Source organism: Pseudomonas sp. I8001, assembly GCF_013385345.1.
GTDB lineage: Bacteria > Pseudomonadota > Gammaproteobacteria > Pseudomonadales > Pseudomonadaceae > Aquipseudomonas.
In genome coordinates this window covers 395,555-411,186 of the sequence record NZ_JACAQC010000007.1, presented here as the reverse complement: position 1 = coordinate 411,186, position 15,632 = coordinate 395,555, and the positions used below count along the sequence as shown (strand labels likewise).

14 protein-coding genes are annotated in these 15,632 nt (G+C 61.2%); 7 read left to right on the top strand and 7 right to left on the bottom strand.

Translation table 11 applies throughout. From position 1 onward, the window contains the following. Positions 1-38: 38 nt before the first annotated feature. Genes HX839_RS06450 through HX839_RS06435 form a run of 4 tightly spaced genes read right to left on the bottom strand, consistent with a single transcriptional unit; the run spans position 39 to position 3,188 of the window. Entirely contained in the window at positions 39-782 is a 744-nt protein-coding gene (locus tag HX839_RS06450; RefSeq protein ID WP_087693297.1) for a penicillin-binding protein activator LpoB, read from the bottom strand. A gap of 3 nt (positions 783-785) precedes the next feature. Then, complete coding sequence (lpoB, locus tag HX839_RS06445) at positions 786-1,373, bottom strand: penicillin-binding protein activator LpoB (RefSeq protein ID WP_003214026.1); 588 nt, start codon at positions 1,371-1,373, stop codon at positions 786-788. A gap of 35 nt (positions 1,374-1,408) precedes the next feature. Next, positions 1,409-1,780, bottom strand: coding sequence for a YcfL family protein (locus HX839_RS06440; RefSeq protein WP_177066871.1), 372 nt, complete (start codon positions 1,778-1,780; stop codon positions 1,409-1,411). A 10-nt stretch (positions 1,781-1,790) separates the two neighbouring features. After that, positions 1,791-3,188, bottom strand: a complete 1,398-nt coding sequence (locus tag HX839_RS06435) for a COG3014 family protein (protein ID WP_177066870.1) — start codon at positions 3,186-3,188, stop codon at positions 1,791-1,793. Positions 3,189-3,494: 306 nt separating this feature from the next. Between HX839_RS06435 and HX839_RS06430 the strand changes: the two genes are divergently transcribed. Together HX839_RS06430 and HX839_RS06425 are read left to right on the top strand one after the other, a co-directional pair. Then, positions 3,495-5,390: a cytochrome c/FTR1 family iron permease gene (locus HX839_RS06430; RefSeq protein WP_177066869.1), complete on the top strand. Its 1,896-nt coding sequence runs from the start codon at positions 3,495-3,497 to the stop codon at positions 5,388-5,390. Positions 5,391-5,392: 2 nt separating this feature from the next. Next, entirely contained in the window at positions 5,393-5,845 is a 453-nt protein-coding gene (locus HX839_RS06425) for a YaiI/YqxD family protein (protein ID WP_003214020.1), read from the top strand. Here the strand turns inward: HX839_RS06425 and elbB are convergent. Beyond that, a complete protein-coding gene (gene elbB, locus HX839_RS06420; protein WP_003214018.1) occupies positions 5,842-6,507 on the bottom strand; it encodes an isoprenoid biosynthesis glyoxalase ElbB in 666 nt (221 codons plus the stop codon). The two genes, HX839_RS06425 and elbB, sit on opposite strands and share 4 nt — an antisense overlap. Positions 6,508-6,622: 115 nt before the next feature. Here elbB and HX839_RS06415 point away from each other — a divergent pair, with 115 nt between their 5' ends. After that, entirely contained in the window at positions 6,623-7,858 is a 1,236-nt protein-coding gene (locus HX839_RS06415) for a sterol desaturase family protein (protein WP_003214017.1), read from the top strand. Here the strand turns inward: HX839_RS06415 and HX839_RS06410 are convergent. Then, positions 7,839-8,477, bottom strand: a complete 639-nt coding sequence (locus HX839_RS06410; protein ID WP_177009066.1) for a DedA family protein — start codon at positions 8,475-8,477, stop codon at positions 7,839-7,841. The two genes, HX839_RS06415 and HX839_RS06410, sit on opposite strands and share 20 nt — an antisense overlap. Before the next feature lie 229 nt (positions 8,478-8,706). Here HX839_RS06410 and hemB point away from each other — a divergent pair, with 229 nt between their 5' ends. Together hemB and ppk1 are read left to right on the top strand one after the other, a co-directional pair. Beyond that, positions 8,707-9,720 (top strand): porphobilinogen synthase, encoded by a 1,014-nt coding sequence (hemB, locus tag HX839_RS06405; protein WP_003214011.1) that lies wholly within the window; start codon positions 8,707-8,709, stop codon positions 9,718-9,720. Between the two features lie 18 nt (positions 9,721-9,738). Beyond that, positions 9,739-11,967, top strand: a complete 2,229-nt coding sequence (ppk1, locus tag HX839_RS06400) for a polyphosphate kinase 1 (RefSeq protein WP_003214009.1) — start codon at positions 9,739-9,741, stop codon at positions 11,965-11,967. A 186-nt stretch (positions 11,968-12,153) separates the two neighbouring features. On the opposite strand, the gene ppx is transcribed toward ppk1, so the two are convergent. Then, positions 12,154-13,656 (bottom strand): exopolyphosphatase, encoded by a 1,503-nt coding sequence (gene ppx, locus HX839_RS06395; protein WP_003214007.1) that lies wholly within the window; start codon positions 13,654-13,656, stop codon positions 12,154-12,156. A gap of 472 nt (positions 13,657-14,128) precedes the next feature. Between ppx and HX839_RS06390 the strand changes: the two genes are divergently transcribed. Both HX839_RS06390 and HX839_RS06385 read left to right on the top strand, forming a co-directional pair. Next, positions 14,129-14,788, top strand: coding sequence for a DUF1120 domain-containing protein (locus tag HX839_RS06390; RefSeq protein ID WP_008438866.1), 660 nt, complete (start codon positions 14,129-14,131; stop codon positions 14,786-14,788). 120 nt (positions 14,789-14,908) lie between these two features. Continuing rightward, positions 14,909-15,625, top strand: a complete 717-nt coding sequence (locus HX839_RS06385; RefSeq protein WP_218173584.1) for a fimbria/pilus chaperone family protein — start codon at positions 14,909-14,911, stop codon at positions 15,623-15,625. Positions 15,626-15,632: the final 7 nt, after the last annotated feature.

The following is a 15,632-nucleotide window of genomic DNA, read 5'->3' as shown; positions in this document are numbered from 1 at the left end:
CTCCCACATTGGTTTTATGTCGGTAGCGGGATTTTCGTTCAGCGCAGGATCTTCGGCGCTTCATCCCGTGGCAGGTTATTGCGCAATGCAGGCTGTCCAGGTGCTTCCTGATAACCACCGCCGAGTTGTTCGGCCAACTGCCGCGCCACATCCTCGCCCAACGCCTTCGACACTTCCCGCACCACGCGAGGCCGGTTCAGGCTCACGCGCACGTCACGGTTGTTCACCAGCTTGGTGTCCTGGCCTTCGCCCATGGCGGTAAACGCCGAGGTGATCTCAAAGGTGCGGGTGTTGATCAGGCTGAAATCCGCCACCAGCGTCAGGCCCAGCACCGCCGAGTAGCTGTTGGTGTGGTCCAGCGCGTTGATGTCCTGGGTGAAGTCGATGTCCGACAAGGTGCCGAACAGCACGTAGTCCGCACCCTTGAAGTTACCGGCCTTGATCCGCTTGATCACGTCATACACATCGCCCTTGGCGTCCGCGGTGTAAGGCGTGCCCTGCACCAGCTGGAACTGCCGCGACTTGAGGATTTCCCCCTTGATGTCGCCGCTGAACTTGCGCAGCTCGGTCTGCTCGATGTAGCTGGTACGACTTTCGTATTCGCTGTAGCTCGAGGCGCCGCTGGCGTTGTAGGCGCTGGCCTGGAAATTATTGCTGGCCGCGACCTGGTGGATGTACTCCTCCACGCGAGCCTCGTAGGCCAGGTCGGTTACCGCGATCTTCGGTGCGGCCGAGGCGCCAAAGGCGCACAGCAGGCCGATCATGCCGATCCATGCACGCATTGCTTAGCGCTCCGTGGTCTTGCGGATTTCTTTTTCGTCCATCCATTCGGCCAGGCCGCTTTCGACGTCGACCAGTTGCAGGCTGAACTTGTAGAACACGTCCTTGTAGTCCGAGCTGCGCTTGACGATGGAGCTGATGGAGCCTTCCAGGCGGTACTTGGCGGCGACCATGTTGCCGGTCTTGCTGACGGTCGACTTCTTATACAGGCCGCTCTGGTTCTGCAGCTTCAGCTGGTCGACCTGGCTTTGCATGTCAGTGTTGTCGCTGGCGAAGCGGGCGGTGCCGGTCTTCATCAGCTGGGTCTTGATCGACGTGGTGATCTCGCGGGTATCGATGTACTCGCTGGTCTTGTTCTTCACGTCATACACCTGCACCACCGGGCGGCCTTGCAGGATGCCGGACTGGGCCAGGGAGCGGGTCATGCTTTCGGCGATCATCTGCAGGTCGGTGGAGCCGAACTCGTTGGTCACCAGTTCCACGGCCTTGCTGTCGCCGTAGCTGATGTTTTTACCGCCCAGGACTGGCGAGGTGTTGGCGCAGCCGCTGGCCAGGACGGCCACCACGGCGAGGAACGAGAAGCGTGCAAACATGGGGATGTCTCTCTGAAACTGAATGAGTGGGTGGATCAAGGCGTCTTCACTTCAAGGCGGAAGTCGGCAGCCTGGGGCAGGTTGGCGATGGCCGGCAGGAAGGTCGCCTGGTTTGCGTAGAGGTTCAGCACCTTCCAGGTCTCTTCATCACCCACCGGGAAACCGTCGGCACCCAGCCAGGCGAAGCGGTAATACATCATCTGGTTGCTGCTGGTGATGTTGCTCAACTGCACCTTGGCGGTCAGGAAGCCGTTTTCCCGGGCGACCCGGATGGCGCCGACGGCGATGCCCTTGAACTTGCCCATCACCACGATCTTGCTCGCGGCGCTTCCGGGTTCCGGCGGTAGCGGGGTGGCGCAACCGGCCAGCAGGATCAGCGTCAGGGCGCCGAGGATGAAATGACGCATAGCGTGCTCCTTAAGGTTGTTTGAGAGTGGCGACGGCCTGGGGCGGATTGCTCTGCACCACGTGGGCCGCGAGACCGCCGGCGAATACCTGGTTGCCGACCACCCGCAGGGTGATCACCTGGTAGCGCTGGTCGGCCTTGACCGTTACCAGCGTGCCGCCCAGGGCGTTGGGCAGGCTGACCTGGTGCTCGCCGTGCTTGAGGCGCAGGCGTGTCACCTGGGTCATGTCCGGCAACGTGCGCCAGGTGCGGGTGTCGGCGCCTTCGGTGACGGCCGAGGCAATACCGAGTACCAGGCCCGCCATCGGGTTGGTCTTGTTCAGGTTGTTCTGGGTGACGCCGCGAGTGACGGCGCGCACGGTGGTGCGCAGGATGATCCCCGGCATGTCATCCCGCAGGGCGCGGCGGGACATGGCGGTGGTGCTGTTGAGGGCAGTGAGGTTCTGTTGCCGGCCGTCGACACCGATCTGCGCGAAGGGCGCGGTCGAGGTGTCGGGCTTGATCACCGGGAACGACAGTGGCGTGATCACCAGGTGGCCGTCGATGGGGATCGGCAACGGCAGGCGAATCGAGTCGCGGGCCGGCGCCAGGCCGCTTTGCACCACGATCAGCACGTCAGTCTCGTCCGCACCGACCTTGGATTTGTCCAGGTCGAGCAGGGCCTGTTCCAGCAGCGGTGTGTTGGGGCGCAGCTCGGCGGCCTTGCGATAACCCGGTGCGGCCAGGTCTTTTTCGCCCAGGGCTTCGTAGACGAAGCCGGCCAGGTAGTGGCTGAACGCGCTCTGGTAGCTGTTCTTCAGGCCTACCACTTCAGGGGCGTTGAGGCTCTCCACCGGGTAGCCGCGCAGGTCCTTGAACTGGGTCGCGATGCCCTGGCGCTCGGCCTCGTTTTCGCTCTTGAGGTATTCCTTGTCCCGCAGGTCGGCAATCACCGCTTCGCGTTCGTGGGTCTTCTTGATCTCGGTGCGGGCACCGTCGAAGTCATTCAGCGCCAGCAGGTTGAGGGCCATCTGGGTGGTGAGCATGACCTTTTCGTAGTCGTAGCCTTCGTAGCGGCGGACCTTGTCATTGACCAGGAAGGCGCCGAACTGCGCGAGGTACTTGTCGGTGTCGAACTTGACCGACTCTTCCCACTTGTAGACTTGCAGGTCGGCGCTGCGCCAGGCGACCTGGCTGCCGGTCAGGTCGCCCTTGGCGCGCAGCAACTCACCCTTTTCGAAGTAGTAGAGAAGGTCCTTGTCGTCGCCGGTGTTGTTCTTCTCAAGCAGCGTCAGCGCGGCGTCGACGTTGCCGGTGGCCAACTGCTGATTGGTGGCTTGCAGCTCGGTGTCGTAGCTGCGAAACATCGAACAACCGGACAGCAAGGTCACTGCCGCGAGCGCGAGCGAGGTAAAGGCGCGAGATGCCATCGGAGAGCTTCTTCCCTGAACGTAATCGGCCGAATGTGCTGGTCGGGCCGAATCACCAATGGCAGGAAGGCGTTGCATCCTGCCAATTCCTCATAAAAAGAGGAGCGAAAATGCCATTTCGCAATAACGAAGGCGCGGCATTATAAGCCCGATTACTGGCAAAACAATGGCCTTTTGGATCCATTTTCCGGTAACGAGGCCATCATCCGCCTCTTGGTAAACCCAGGCCCACATCACTTACAACTTGAGTCAAACCCCGTAAGGTTTGACAATGTGTTACTTCGTATTTCCATTTGAGATCCATTCATGATTGCCCCCTTCCGTTTTCTTGCCTGGCTGGTGCTGCCGGCGTTGATGTCGTGCAGTTTCAACCTGCTGGCTGCAACTGCCGAGGGCGCGCCCCAAGCCCTGCATTTACTGGACTACATCGGTGCGGACTACCCCCCGACAGTGGAGGCGGGCAAGGTTATCGATGATTCCGAATACCGTGAACAGGTAGAGTTTCTCGGGGTGTTGCAGGGGCTGGTGGCCGATCTACCGGAAAAGCCCGAGCGCGCCGAACTGATCAAAGGCGTGGATGAACTGCTGGCCGCCGTAACGGCCCATCAGGACGGCGCGGTGGTTGCGCACCAGGCCCGGCAATTGGGCGCCAAGTTGGCAGTGGCCTATGAAGTCAGCCAGGCCCCGGCCATTACCCCCGACCCGACGCGCGGTGCGCCGCTGTACGCGCAGAACTGCTCGGTGTGCCACGGCGCCACAGGCGCCGGCGATGGCCCCGCAAGCGTGGGCATGACGCCGCCGCCCGCCAACCTGCGAGACGCTGCACGCCTCGATCGCTTGAGCCTTTACGCGATCTACAACACCCTGGGTCTGGGCGTGGAAGGCACCGACATGCCGTCGTTTGCCGATCAACTGGACGACCGCCAGCGCTGGGACCTGGCGACCTATATCGCCGGCTTCACCGCCGACCCGGCTGCCGCGAAAAGTGAAAAGTCCTTCAATCTCGCCGACCTCGCGCGCCAGACCCCCAACGAAGTGCTGGCTGCCGAAGGTCCCGGCGCAGTTGCCACCTTCCGCGCCCAGCGCGCCCAACCGCCGCAGGTCAAGCGTGGCCCGGCGCAGTTGCTTGATTACACCGCGGCCACCCTCGACAAAAGCCTCGCCGCGTTCCGCAATGGCGAGCACGAGCAGGCCTACGACCTGTCGGTAGCCGCCTACCTGGAAGGTTTCGAGCTGGTTGAAAGCTCCCTCGATAACGTTGATGCCAACGTGCGCAAGGACACCGAAAAGGCCCTGATGGCCTACCGGCAGTCATTGCAGGACGGCTTGCCGATCGAGCAAGTGCAGCAGCGCCTGGATGTGGCCAAGGGCAAGCTCACCGAGTCCGCCGGCCTGCTGGGCAGCGATGGCTTGAGCTGGTCCCTGAGCTACATCTCCGGTTTGCTGATCCTGCTGCGCGAAGGCCTGGAAGCGATCCTGGTGTTGGCGGCGATTCTCGCGTTCCTGCGTAACACCGGCCAGCAATCGGCGGTGCGCAGCGTCAACGTCGGCTGGGGCCTGGCGCTGTTGGCCGGCTTGGCGACGTGGGCGTTGGCGGCTTATGTGATCGACGTCAGCGGCGCCCAGCGCGAGTTGCTGGAAGGCTGCACGGCGCTGTTTGCCAGCGTGATGGTGCTGTGGCTCGGGGTGTGGATGCACGACCGCCGTCACGCGGCCGCCTGGCAGGACTACATCAAGAGCAGCCTGGTAGGCGGTGGCGGGCGCTTCGGTTTTGCGATGCTGGCGTTCTTCTCGGTGTACCGCGAGCTGTTCGAAGTGATCCTGTTCTACGAAACCCTGTGGTTGCAGGCCGGCCCTGCCGGGCACAACGCGGTATTGGCCGGTGGCGCCACGGCGCTGGTGCTGTTGGTGGGCCTGGCCTGGGTGATTCTGCGGGGCTCGGCGAAACTGCCGCTGGCGCTGTTCTTCGGCATCAACGCGGCGTTGCTGTGCGCGCTGTCGGTGGTATTCGCCGGGCATGGCGTCAAGGCGTTGCAGGAAGCCGGGATCTTCGGCACCCGGCCGGTCGCGTTCTTTGACTTCGACTGGCTGGGCATTCACGCCGATGCCTATTCCCTGAGCGCCCAGGCTGTGGCGATCCTGGCGATTGTGGTGCTGTACGGTCGCAGCCGGCTGGCTGAAAAGCGCCGGGTGGTGGCTTAACCATGCGCGTGTGGATCGATGCAGACGCCTGCCCCCGGGCAGCCAAGGATCAGGTGGTGAAGTTCGCCCTCAAGCGCCAGTTCGAAGTGGTGCTGGTGGCCGGGCAGAGCCAGATCAAGCCGAGCTTCTCGTGCGTGAAGTTGATCGTGGTGCCCAGCGGCCCGGACGCGGCCGATGACTACCTGGTGGAGCACGCCGTGCCCGGTGACCTGGTGATCTGCAGCGATGTGCCGTTGGCCGACCGCTTGGTGAAGAATGGCGTGGCTGCGCTCGACCCACGAGGCAAGGAGTTCAGCCCGCAGAACATGAGCGAGCGGCTGGCGGTGCGTAACCTGTTCACCGATCTGCGGGAGCAGGGCCAGATGGGCGGTGGCCCGCCGCCCCATGGGGACAAGGACAAGCAGGCGTTTGCCAATTCGCTGGATCGGATTCTGACCCGGCTGATGAAGGCCTAATCGTTCTCGTGGGTGAGTTCCAGCACCCGGTCCACCAGCTTGTTGATGCCTGACGCCACTTCGCTGATGCGTTTGCCCAGCATGTAGGCCGGGGTACTCACCAGCTTGCGGGCCTTGTCTTCGACGATGTCGTCGACCGCGCATTCCTGGTGGGTGGCGCCCATCTTGTCCATGGCGGCTGCGGTGTCGGCGTCATTGCCGATGGTGCAGGTCACGCCTGGGCCATAGATCTTCGCTGCCAGCGCCGGCGAGATGCAGATCAGCCCGACGGGCTTGCCCGCTTCGGCAAACGCCTCGGCCAGTTCCAGCACCTGCGGGTTGACGCTGCACCCGGCGCCTTCCACGGCAAAGTTCGACAGGTTCTTCGCCGCGCCAAACCCCCCGGGCACGATCAGTGCGTCGAAATCCTCGGCGTTGGCCTCACGAATGTCCTTCACCTCGCCACGGGCAATGCGCGCCGACTCCACCAGCACATTGCGCGACTCGGGCATCTCCTCCCCCGTCAGGTGGTTGATCACATGCAACTGGGCAATGTTCGGCGCAAAACACTGCACCTCGGCGCCGCGCTGGTCCAGGCGCAGCAGGGTGATCACGCTTTCATGAACCTCAGCCCCGTCGTACACGCCACAGCCGGAAAGGATCACTGCAATCTTTTTGCTCATGGGCATTTCTCCTGATTCATGGCGTTAAATGTCTACTCATTTGTCACTCATTGCCAATGGGATATCCAGCCGCTACACCTACTCTAGATGTAACAATAATTGACCGGACTTGCCCATGGACTTCGTCCCTTACGCGGTACCGTTTTTCATTGCCTTGATCGTGGTCGAGCTGCTGGCCGACTACCGGCGCGGCCAACGCAACTACCGGGTGGCCGACGCCATCAACAGCCTCAGCACCGGCGTGCTGTCCACCACCACAGGGCTGCTGACCAAAGGGGTGGGCATCCTCACTTATGCCTTCGCCCTCAAGCACCTGGCGATCATCGAGCTGTCGGCCCAGAGCGTCTGGACCTGGGTGTTCGCCTTTGTGTTCTATGACTTCTGCTACTACTGGCTGCATCGCATGGGCCATGAGCGCAACATCCTCTGGGCCGCGCATTCCGTGCACCACCAGAGCGAGGACTACAACCTCAGCACCGCCTTGCGCCAGACCAGCACCGGCTTCCTGCTGAGCTGGATCTTTTACCTGCCGCTGGCCGTGTTGGGCGTGCCGCTGGTGGTGTTTATCAGCGTGGCGTCCCTCAACCTGTTGTATCAATTCTGGGTGCATACGCGGCATGTGCCGAAGCTCGGCTGGTACGAGTGGTTCTTCGTCACGCCATCCAATCATCGGGCCCACCATGCACAGAACGCTCTCTACATGGATCGCAACTACGGCGGGGTGTTCATTATTTGGGACCGCCTGTTTGGCTCCTTCCAGGAAGAAGACGATAACGAGCCGGTAATCTTTGGCGTGACCACGCCCTTGGCCAGTTGGAACCCGCTATGGGCCAACCTGCAGTTTTATGCGCAGCTGTGGAGTGATGCACGGCGCACCGAAAGTGGGTGGGACAAGCTGCGGATCTGGTTCATGCGCACCGGTTGGCGCCCGGCGGATGTGGCGGCAAAGTACCCGATGGCCAAGCCGGACTTGAGCCAGTTCCGCAAGTTCGAGGTGCCGCTGGATGGGCGCCAACAGATTTACATCGCGCTGCAGTTTGCCGCGTACGTGGGTTTTGGCAGCTACCTGATGAATTTCGGCGAGGGCTTGCCGACCGCTGCCCTGGTGTTGGGCTGGAGCGCGATGGCATTGGGGTTGTTTACCCTGGGGGTGGCGCTGGAGAATCGCCCGTGGGCGTTGAAGGCTGAGCTGGTGCGCCTGGCACTGAATGTGCCTTTGGTGTGGCTGGCGCCGCTGGTGGGGCTGTGGCCGGCCAGCGCGTTGGGCTGGCTGGGCCTGGTCAGTTACAGCTTGCTCAGCGGCATCGGCCTCTACTGTTGCAGAGACCGGCTTACTCGACTGGCGTCGTAGGCTTTTCGGTTTTTGCAGCTGTGTCTGCCGCCAGGCGAACCTTCTCAGCGGCACAGGCTTCGCGGGTCAGGCGGGCGTTCTTGATGCGCCGGCGGATCCACAAGCCCAGGCCCAGCACCAGCAGTGCGCCCAGCACCCACAGCTCGTATTTCTTGACGCTGCCCAGCATGCCTTCCAGTACCGCGCCGAAATGGTAAGCCGCAGCGCCCAGCGCAGCGGCCCACACGGCGGCGCCGATCCCGTTCAGCAACAGATAGCGGCCCGGCGGGTAGCCCGACAAACCAATGGCCACCGGCATCACCGTGCGCAAACCGTAGACAAAGCGGAAGCTCAGCACCCAGATGTCCGGGTGCTTGCGGATATGCTCCAGGGCCTTGTCGCCCAGCAGTTGCCAGCGCGGCTTGCGCGCCAACAGCTTGCGGCCGTGCTTGCGTCCCAGGAAGTACCACAACTGGTCGCCGGCGTAGCTGCCGAAAAAGGCAACGACCACCACCAGGTTGATATCCATGTATCCACGGAACGCCAGGAAGCCTGCGAGAACCAGGATGGTTTCGCCTTCGAAGAAGGTGCCTAGGAACAGCGCAAAGTAGCCGAAGTCATGCAGAAATTGTTGAAGCATGGTCTGGGTGCTGGCGAAATGAACGCGCAGCCTACGCCTTCGTGAACATTCATGAAAGTATCGAGATGTGTCACGAAGTGAACAATTCCTACATAAACGACGAATGCGACTACAGGTCGCACGTCGGTTGCCTTACGGCGCATGAGCTAACCACAACTGTAATTCCTTCGTCATAATGGCCGCTTATAACTGTCACGCTCGCCCGTCAAGCCGGGCTCAGGAGTCTGCCGTGAGCTTTACCCCCGCCAACCGCCTGTTTCCCGCCACTCGTCTGCGTCGCAACCGTCGTGATGATTTTTCCCGGCGCCTGGTGCGTGAAAACGTGCTGACGGTGAATGATCTGATCCTGCCGGTGTTTGTGCTGGACGGTGAAAATCGTCGGGAAGCGGTGGCGTCGATGCCGGGCGTGGAGCGCTTGACCATTGATTTGCTGCTCGAAGAGGCCGCGAGCTGGGTTGAACTGGGGATTCCAGCGCTGGCGCTGTTCCCGGTCACGCCGTCCGGGCTCAAGTCCCTGGACGCCGCCGAAGCCTGGAACCCCGACGGCATCGCCCAGCGCGCCACCCGCGCCTTGCGCGAACGCTTTCCGGAGCTGGGGGTGATTACCGATGTGGCGCTGGACCCGTTCACCACCCACGGGCAGGATGGCATTCTCGACGAAGAAGGCTATGTTCAGAACGACATCACCGTTGATGCGCTGGTAAAACAGGCCTTGTCCCACGCCGCAGCGGGCGCCCAGGTGGTGGCCCCCTCGGACATGATGGACGGTCGCATCCAGGCGATTCGCGAAGCCCTGGAGCTGGCCGGCCACGTCAACGTGCGCATCATGGCCTACTCGGCCAAGTACGCCAGCGCCTATTACGGCCCGTTCCGCGATGCGGTGGGTTCGGCGCTGAACCTGGGCAAGGCCAACAAGGCCTCGTACCAGATGGACCCGGCCAACAGCCACGAAGCCCTGCACGAAGTGGCCGCGGACCTGGCCGAAGGCGCCGACATGGTGATGGTCAAGCCCGGGATGCCGTACCTCGACATCCTTTATCGGGTCAAAGAGGAATTCAAGGTGCCGACCTTTGTCTATCAGGTCAGCGGTGAATACGCCATGCACATGGCCGCGATCCAGAATGGTTGGTTGAGTGAAGGGGTGATCCTTGAATCCCTGACTGCCTTTAAACGCGCGGGTGCCGATGGCATCCTGACTTACTTCGCCGCCCGCGCTGCCCAATTGCTTAGAGAGCAACACTAGCCCTCACAGGAACACTCGATGAATACCGAAGGACTCACAGAAGTTGCCGTAAAAGACGCTCACCCGGTGGTCGAACAAGCTACCGAGACCCCGCCGGAGCTGGAGCCGGCCCCGCCTGCCGTGGTGGCCGAAGCGCCCGCTGCCGCGCCGGTACCGGTGGTTGCGGTTACCAACCTGGATGACAGCAGCCTGTACATCCATCGCGAGCTGTCACAACTGCAATTCAACATCCGCGTGCTGGAACAGGCACTGGATGAGTCCTATCCGTTGCTGGAGCGGCTGAAATTCCTGCTGATCTTCTCCAGCAACCTGGACGAGTTCTTCGAGATCCGTGTCGCCGGCCTGAAGAAGCAGATCACGTTCGCCCGTGAACAAGCCGGTGCCGACGGCCTGCAACCGCATCAGGCCCTGGCCCGCATCAGCGAGCTGGTACACGGCCACGTGGACCGCCAATACGCGATCCTCAATGACATCCTGCTGCCGGAACTGGAAAAGCATCACGTGCGCTTCATCCGGCGCCGTCATTGGACCACCAAGATCAAGACCTGGGTGCGCCGCTACTTCCGCGACGAAATCTCGCCGATCATCACCCCCATCGGCCTCGACCCGACGCACCCGTTCCCGCTGCTGGTGAACAAGAGCCTGAACTTCATCGTCGAGCTGGAAGGTATCGATGCCTTCGGTCGCGACTCGGGCCTTGCGATCATTCCGGCACCGCGCCTGTTGCCACGGATCATCAAGGTACCGGAAGAGGTGGGGGGCGCTGGCGATAACTATGTATTCCTTTCGTCGATGATCCACGCCCACGCCGATGACCTGTTCCAGGGCATGAAGGTCAAGGGCTGCTACCAGTTCCGCCTGACCCGTAACGCCGACCTGGCGCTGGACTCCGAAGACGTCGAAGACTTGGCCCGCGCCCTGCGCGGCGAGCTGTTCTCCCGTCGTTACGGTGATGCGGTGCGCCTGGAAGTGGCGGACACCTGCCCGAAACACCTGTCCGACTACCTGCTCAAGCAGTTCAACCTGAGCGAGACCGAGCTGTACCAGGTCAATGGCCCGGTGAACCTGACGCGCCTGTTCAGCATCACCGGCCTGGACAGCCACCCGGAGCTGCAATACACGCCGTTCACCCCGCAGATCCCGAAACTGCTGCAAAACAGCGAGAACATCTTCAGTGTGGTGAGCAAGCAGGACATTCTGCTGCTGCACCCGTTCGAGTCCTTCACCCCGGTGGTCGACCTGCTGCGCCAGGCCGCCAAGGACCCGCACGTGCTGGCTGTGCGCCAAACCCTGTACCGCTCCGGCGCCAACTCCGAAATCGTCGATGCGCTGGTAGACGCCGCGCGTAACGGCAAGGAAGTGACGGCGGTGATCGAACTGCGGGCGCGGTTCGACGAAGAGTCCAACCTGCAACTGGCCAGCCGCCTGCAGGCGGCCGGTGCGGTGGTGATCTACGGCGTGGTCGGCTTCAAGACCCACGCCAAGATGATGCTGATCCTGCGCCGCGAAGCCGGTGAGATCGTGCGCTACGCCCACTTGGGCACCGGCAACTACCACGCCGGCAACGCCAAGCTCTACACCGACTACAGCCTCCTGACCTCCGACGACGCCTTGTGTGAAGACGTCGGCAAGCTGTTCAGCCAGTTGATCGGCATGGGCAAGACCTTGCGCATGAAGAAACTGCTGCACGCGCCGTTCACCCTGAAGAAGGGCATGCTCGACATGATTGCCCGCGAGACCCAGTTCGCCCTCGAAGGCAAGCCGGCGCACATCATCGCCAAGTTCAACTCGCTGACCGATCCGAAGATCATCCGCGCGCTGTACAAGGCCAGCCAGTCGGGTGTGCGTATCGATTTGGTGGTGCGTGGCATGTGCTGCCTGCGGCCGGGCATCGCCGGGGTATCCCATAACATCCACGTGCGTTCGATCATCGGGCGCTTCCTGGAGCACACGCGGGTGTTCTACTTCCTCAATGGCGGCGAGGAGCAGATGTTCCTCTCCAGTGCCGACTGGATGGAGCGCAACCTCGACAAGCGTGTGGAGACCTGCTTCCCGGTGGAAGGCAAGAAACTGATCATGCGGGTCAAGAAGGAGCTGGAAAGTTATCTCACCGATAACACCCACAGCTGGAGCCTGCAGTCGGACGGGCGCTACGTGCGCAACACCCCGACCGGCAACCAGAACCCGCGCAGCGCCCAGGCGACGTTGCTGGAGAAGCTGGGCAGCCCGATTCTGACGGTGAACTAAAAACCGACGCGGTCAAAAATGTGGGAGCGGGCTTGCTCGCGAAAGCGGTGGATCAGTCGATGAATCTGTTGACTGACACTCCGCCTTCGCGAGCAAGCCCGCTCCCACATTTGTTTTGTGGCGTTGGATTGTTCCCACGCTCTGCGTGGGAATACATCCTGTGACGCTCCGCGTCACTCACTCATATCAGCGCACGTTCAGCGTGAACCCAACCCGCGTCAGCCACTCGGCTTCCTGGGCGAAATCCGCCTGGGTCAGCTGGTTTTCATCCAGCCAGTTCTTCGGGAATACCACGTCCAGGCTGTCGGCATTGGCCCGCAGGACCACTTGCGGCATTTCCTGGGTACCACGGATGTGGTGGAACAGGATCGCAAACCGCAGCAGCGCGCACAGGCGAATCAGCTTGATGCCCTCGGCACCGAACTCGGCAAACTTGTCCCGGGGGATGTTGCGGCGGTGGCCGCGTACCAGCAGCGCGAGCATCTGCTGGTCTTCACGGGAGAAACCCGCCAGGTCCGAGTGCTCGATCAGGTAGGCGCCGTGCTTGTGGTAATGGTAGTGGGCGATGTCCAGCCCCACTTCATGGACCTTGGCCGCCCAGCCCAGCAGTTCACGCCACACGCCGTCTTCCAAGTCCCAGTCCGCTGCGACCTGGTCGAAAGCATGCAGCGCCTTGCGTTCAACCCGCGCCGCCTGTTCCAGGTCGACGTGGTAACGCTCCATCAACGAGCTGAGGGTGCGCTCACGGACGTCTTCATGATGATGACGGCCCAGCAGGTCGTAGAGCACCCCTTCACGCAGGGCGCCATCGCAGTGGTCCATGCGTTGCAGTTCAAGGGCGTCGAAAATCGCTTCGAGAATCGCCAGGCCCGCCGGGAAAATGGTGCGGCGATCAGGCTTGATGCCTTCGAAGTCGATCTTCTCGGCATCCCCCAGCTTGAACAGCTTGCGCTTGAGCCAGGCCAGGCCTTCGGCGTTGACCTCGCCAGTGCCATGGCCGCCGGCCTTGAGGGCCAGGCCGATGGCGCGGATGGTGCCGGACGAACCGATGGCCTCATCCCAGGTCAGGCGGTGCAGGGCGTGCTCGATGCTCATGATCTCCAGCCGCGCCGCCGTATAAGCCTGGGCGTAGCGGGCCGGGGTGATCTTGCCGTCCTTGAAATAGCGCTGGGTGTAGCTGACGCAGCCCATTTGCAGGCTTTCGCGCAGCAGCGGCTCGAAGCGCTGGCCAATAATGAATTCGGTACTGCCACCGCCGATGTCGGCCACCAGGCGCTTGCCCGGAGTGTCGGCCAGGGTGTGGGACACGCCGAGGTAGATCAGGCGCGCTTCCTCGCGGCCGGAGATGACCTCTACCGGGTGCCCGAGGATCTCCTCGGCGCGGCGGATGAACTCGCCCCGGTTGCGGGCTTCGCGCAGGGCGTTGGTGCCGACGATCCGCACGGCGCCCGGGGGCATGCCGTTGATCAGTTGGGCAAAGCGCTTCAGGCAATCGAGCCCGCGCTGCATGGATTCTTCATTGAGCTGACGCTCGTCGTCGATCCCGGCAGCCAGCTGCACTTTCTCGCCGAGCCGCTCAAGGATGCGGATTTCGCCGTTCTGGGCCTTGGCCACGACCATGTGAAAGCTGTTGGAGCCCAGGTCGATGGCGGCGATCAGGGACAGATTCTTGGCTTGGGATTGCGGCATGGTTAAGGGGTCTCGGTCGATAACCTCGCCATCGTGCCACGATCAACCGCTGACGCCAACGCGTAGTGCTTCCGGAATTCGCTCATCGGTGTCTTGGAGGAAAATCTGCAGGATATGTAGGGCGATTCTTGATGCGCCTGGCGATTGTTCCGTAGGGCAAGTGGAGTAACGGAAATCTCCAGCTTTAATAGGCTTCCTGAATATGCCTACATGGCTGGGTTATTTGTTCCAGTCGATAATTAAGTCAGGACTACTGCAAGGATGATCTAAGGGGACATTGTTTTTTTACCGCTCTGACACTAGTTCAGGCGTCGTCTCATTCTTTCTTCGGGTGTTTACGAGAGAGACTGTCACTCGGCAATTAAGCCGTGGTGTTAACTATTTGTAGTTTGCCTATCAAGGTTGATAGCAGTTGGGCATGGAATAGCCCGGCGAACCACATGCACCTGAGAACTTCAGTGACAGGATGAACATGAACAGAACATTTGGTTTGGCAATAGTTGTCGTTGGCCTGGCGGTAAGCATGGGTACTCAAGCAAATACAAGTGGTGCCGGGAACCTGAGAGTCACCGGAACCATTAAACCAGCTGCATGCACGGTAAACCTCGGCGCCACAGGCGGCACCGTTGATTACGGTACGATCAATGCGTCGAGCATTCCGCTGACCTCTTTCTATCCTCTGCCGGAAAAGTCGCTGCCGTTAAACGTCAACTGTGGTGCGGCGGCTGCCCAGATGGCACTGTCCGTTACTGACTCACAAACAAACAGTGTCGTAAGGGGGATCCTGGGAACCGGCTTCACCGACAACCACAACTTTGGTCTTGGCGCGGTCGGAACCAGGAATACCGGTGGCTATTCGATCAGGCTCGCCACCTTGACCACTGTCGGCGCTACGCTGTACCCGCTTAGAAGGACAAGCTCCGGCGGTGCCTGGAGCACCAGTGACGGCAAGGTCGAAAAATCTCCTTACCAGCACTCCTGGAGCCGTAATAACAACACAACTCCAGCCGCGGTCTCTTCCGTTACCGGCACTCTCGTAGTCAAGGCTGTGATCAATCGCGGCGATGCACTGGATCTCAGCAGGGATATTCAATTGAATGGAGCTGCTACTTTGGTAGTAACTCGAATCTAACTCTATAAACATGGCCAGCATTTAGCAGGCGGTCGCGCGTGGCTTCGTGCTGGCTCTTTATATGCGTATAGGTATTTCGTGATTGTCAACGGTGCGTTATCTGGTTGCGGGTAGAGTTCGATGAGTCGTCTTTTAAATGCAGTTAATGCTCTGTTCTGGTGTGCGAATCTTTATTTTTTAGTTTCTGGCAGTGTAAGAGCGGATGGGATGGAGCCGGAAACATCCGTTGTTATTCTTTATGAAGAGAACGGTGAAGCGACGATCAACGTAAAAAATACGGACGCTGGCCCTGCTTTACTTCACACAGTCATTCAAAACGTCCCGGAAGATCCGGAGACACTCTTGATCGTTACGCCTCCTATCGCCCGTGTCGAACCGGGCGAAACACAACTTGTGCGGTTTATCAGTACCTTGAAGCAGCCGCTCAAGACTCAGCGATTGAAGCGCGTCACCTTTGAAGGTATTCCGCAGGCGCGCGCCGAAGGGCGCTCGACCATTGGAGTGACCATTCGACAGGACTTACCGCTGATCCTGCACCCCCAGGGCTTGCCGCGGCATCAGGAGCCATGGAAGTTGCTGAAGTGGAAGCTGCGGGGAAATCGGCTGACGGTTCATAACGACAGTGCCTACGTGGTCCGGATGGGGCTGGAGGTACACCTGCTGCCGTCGAGGCACCCGGCGATATTGCCGCGCACCTATATCCTGCCTGGCGAAGTGTTATCGACCCGCATCGAAGAGGCGGTGGCCCAGGTCAGCGGTGTCGAGATTCAACCCGCGACGGTCTACGGGTATTCGGCAACCGCCTACGAAGCCTCCGTTGTTGTCGAGGCGGGTTGAGCGGTCT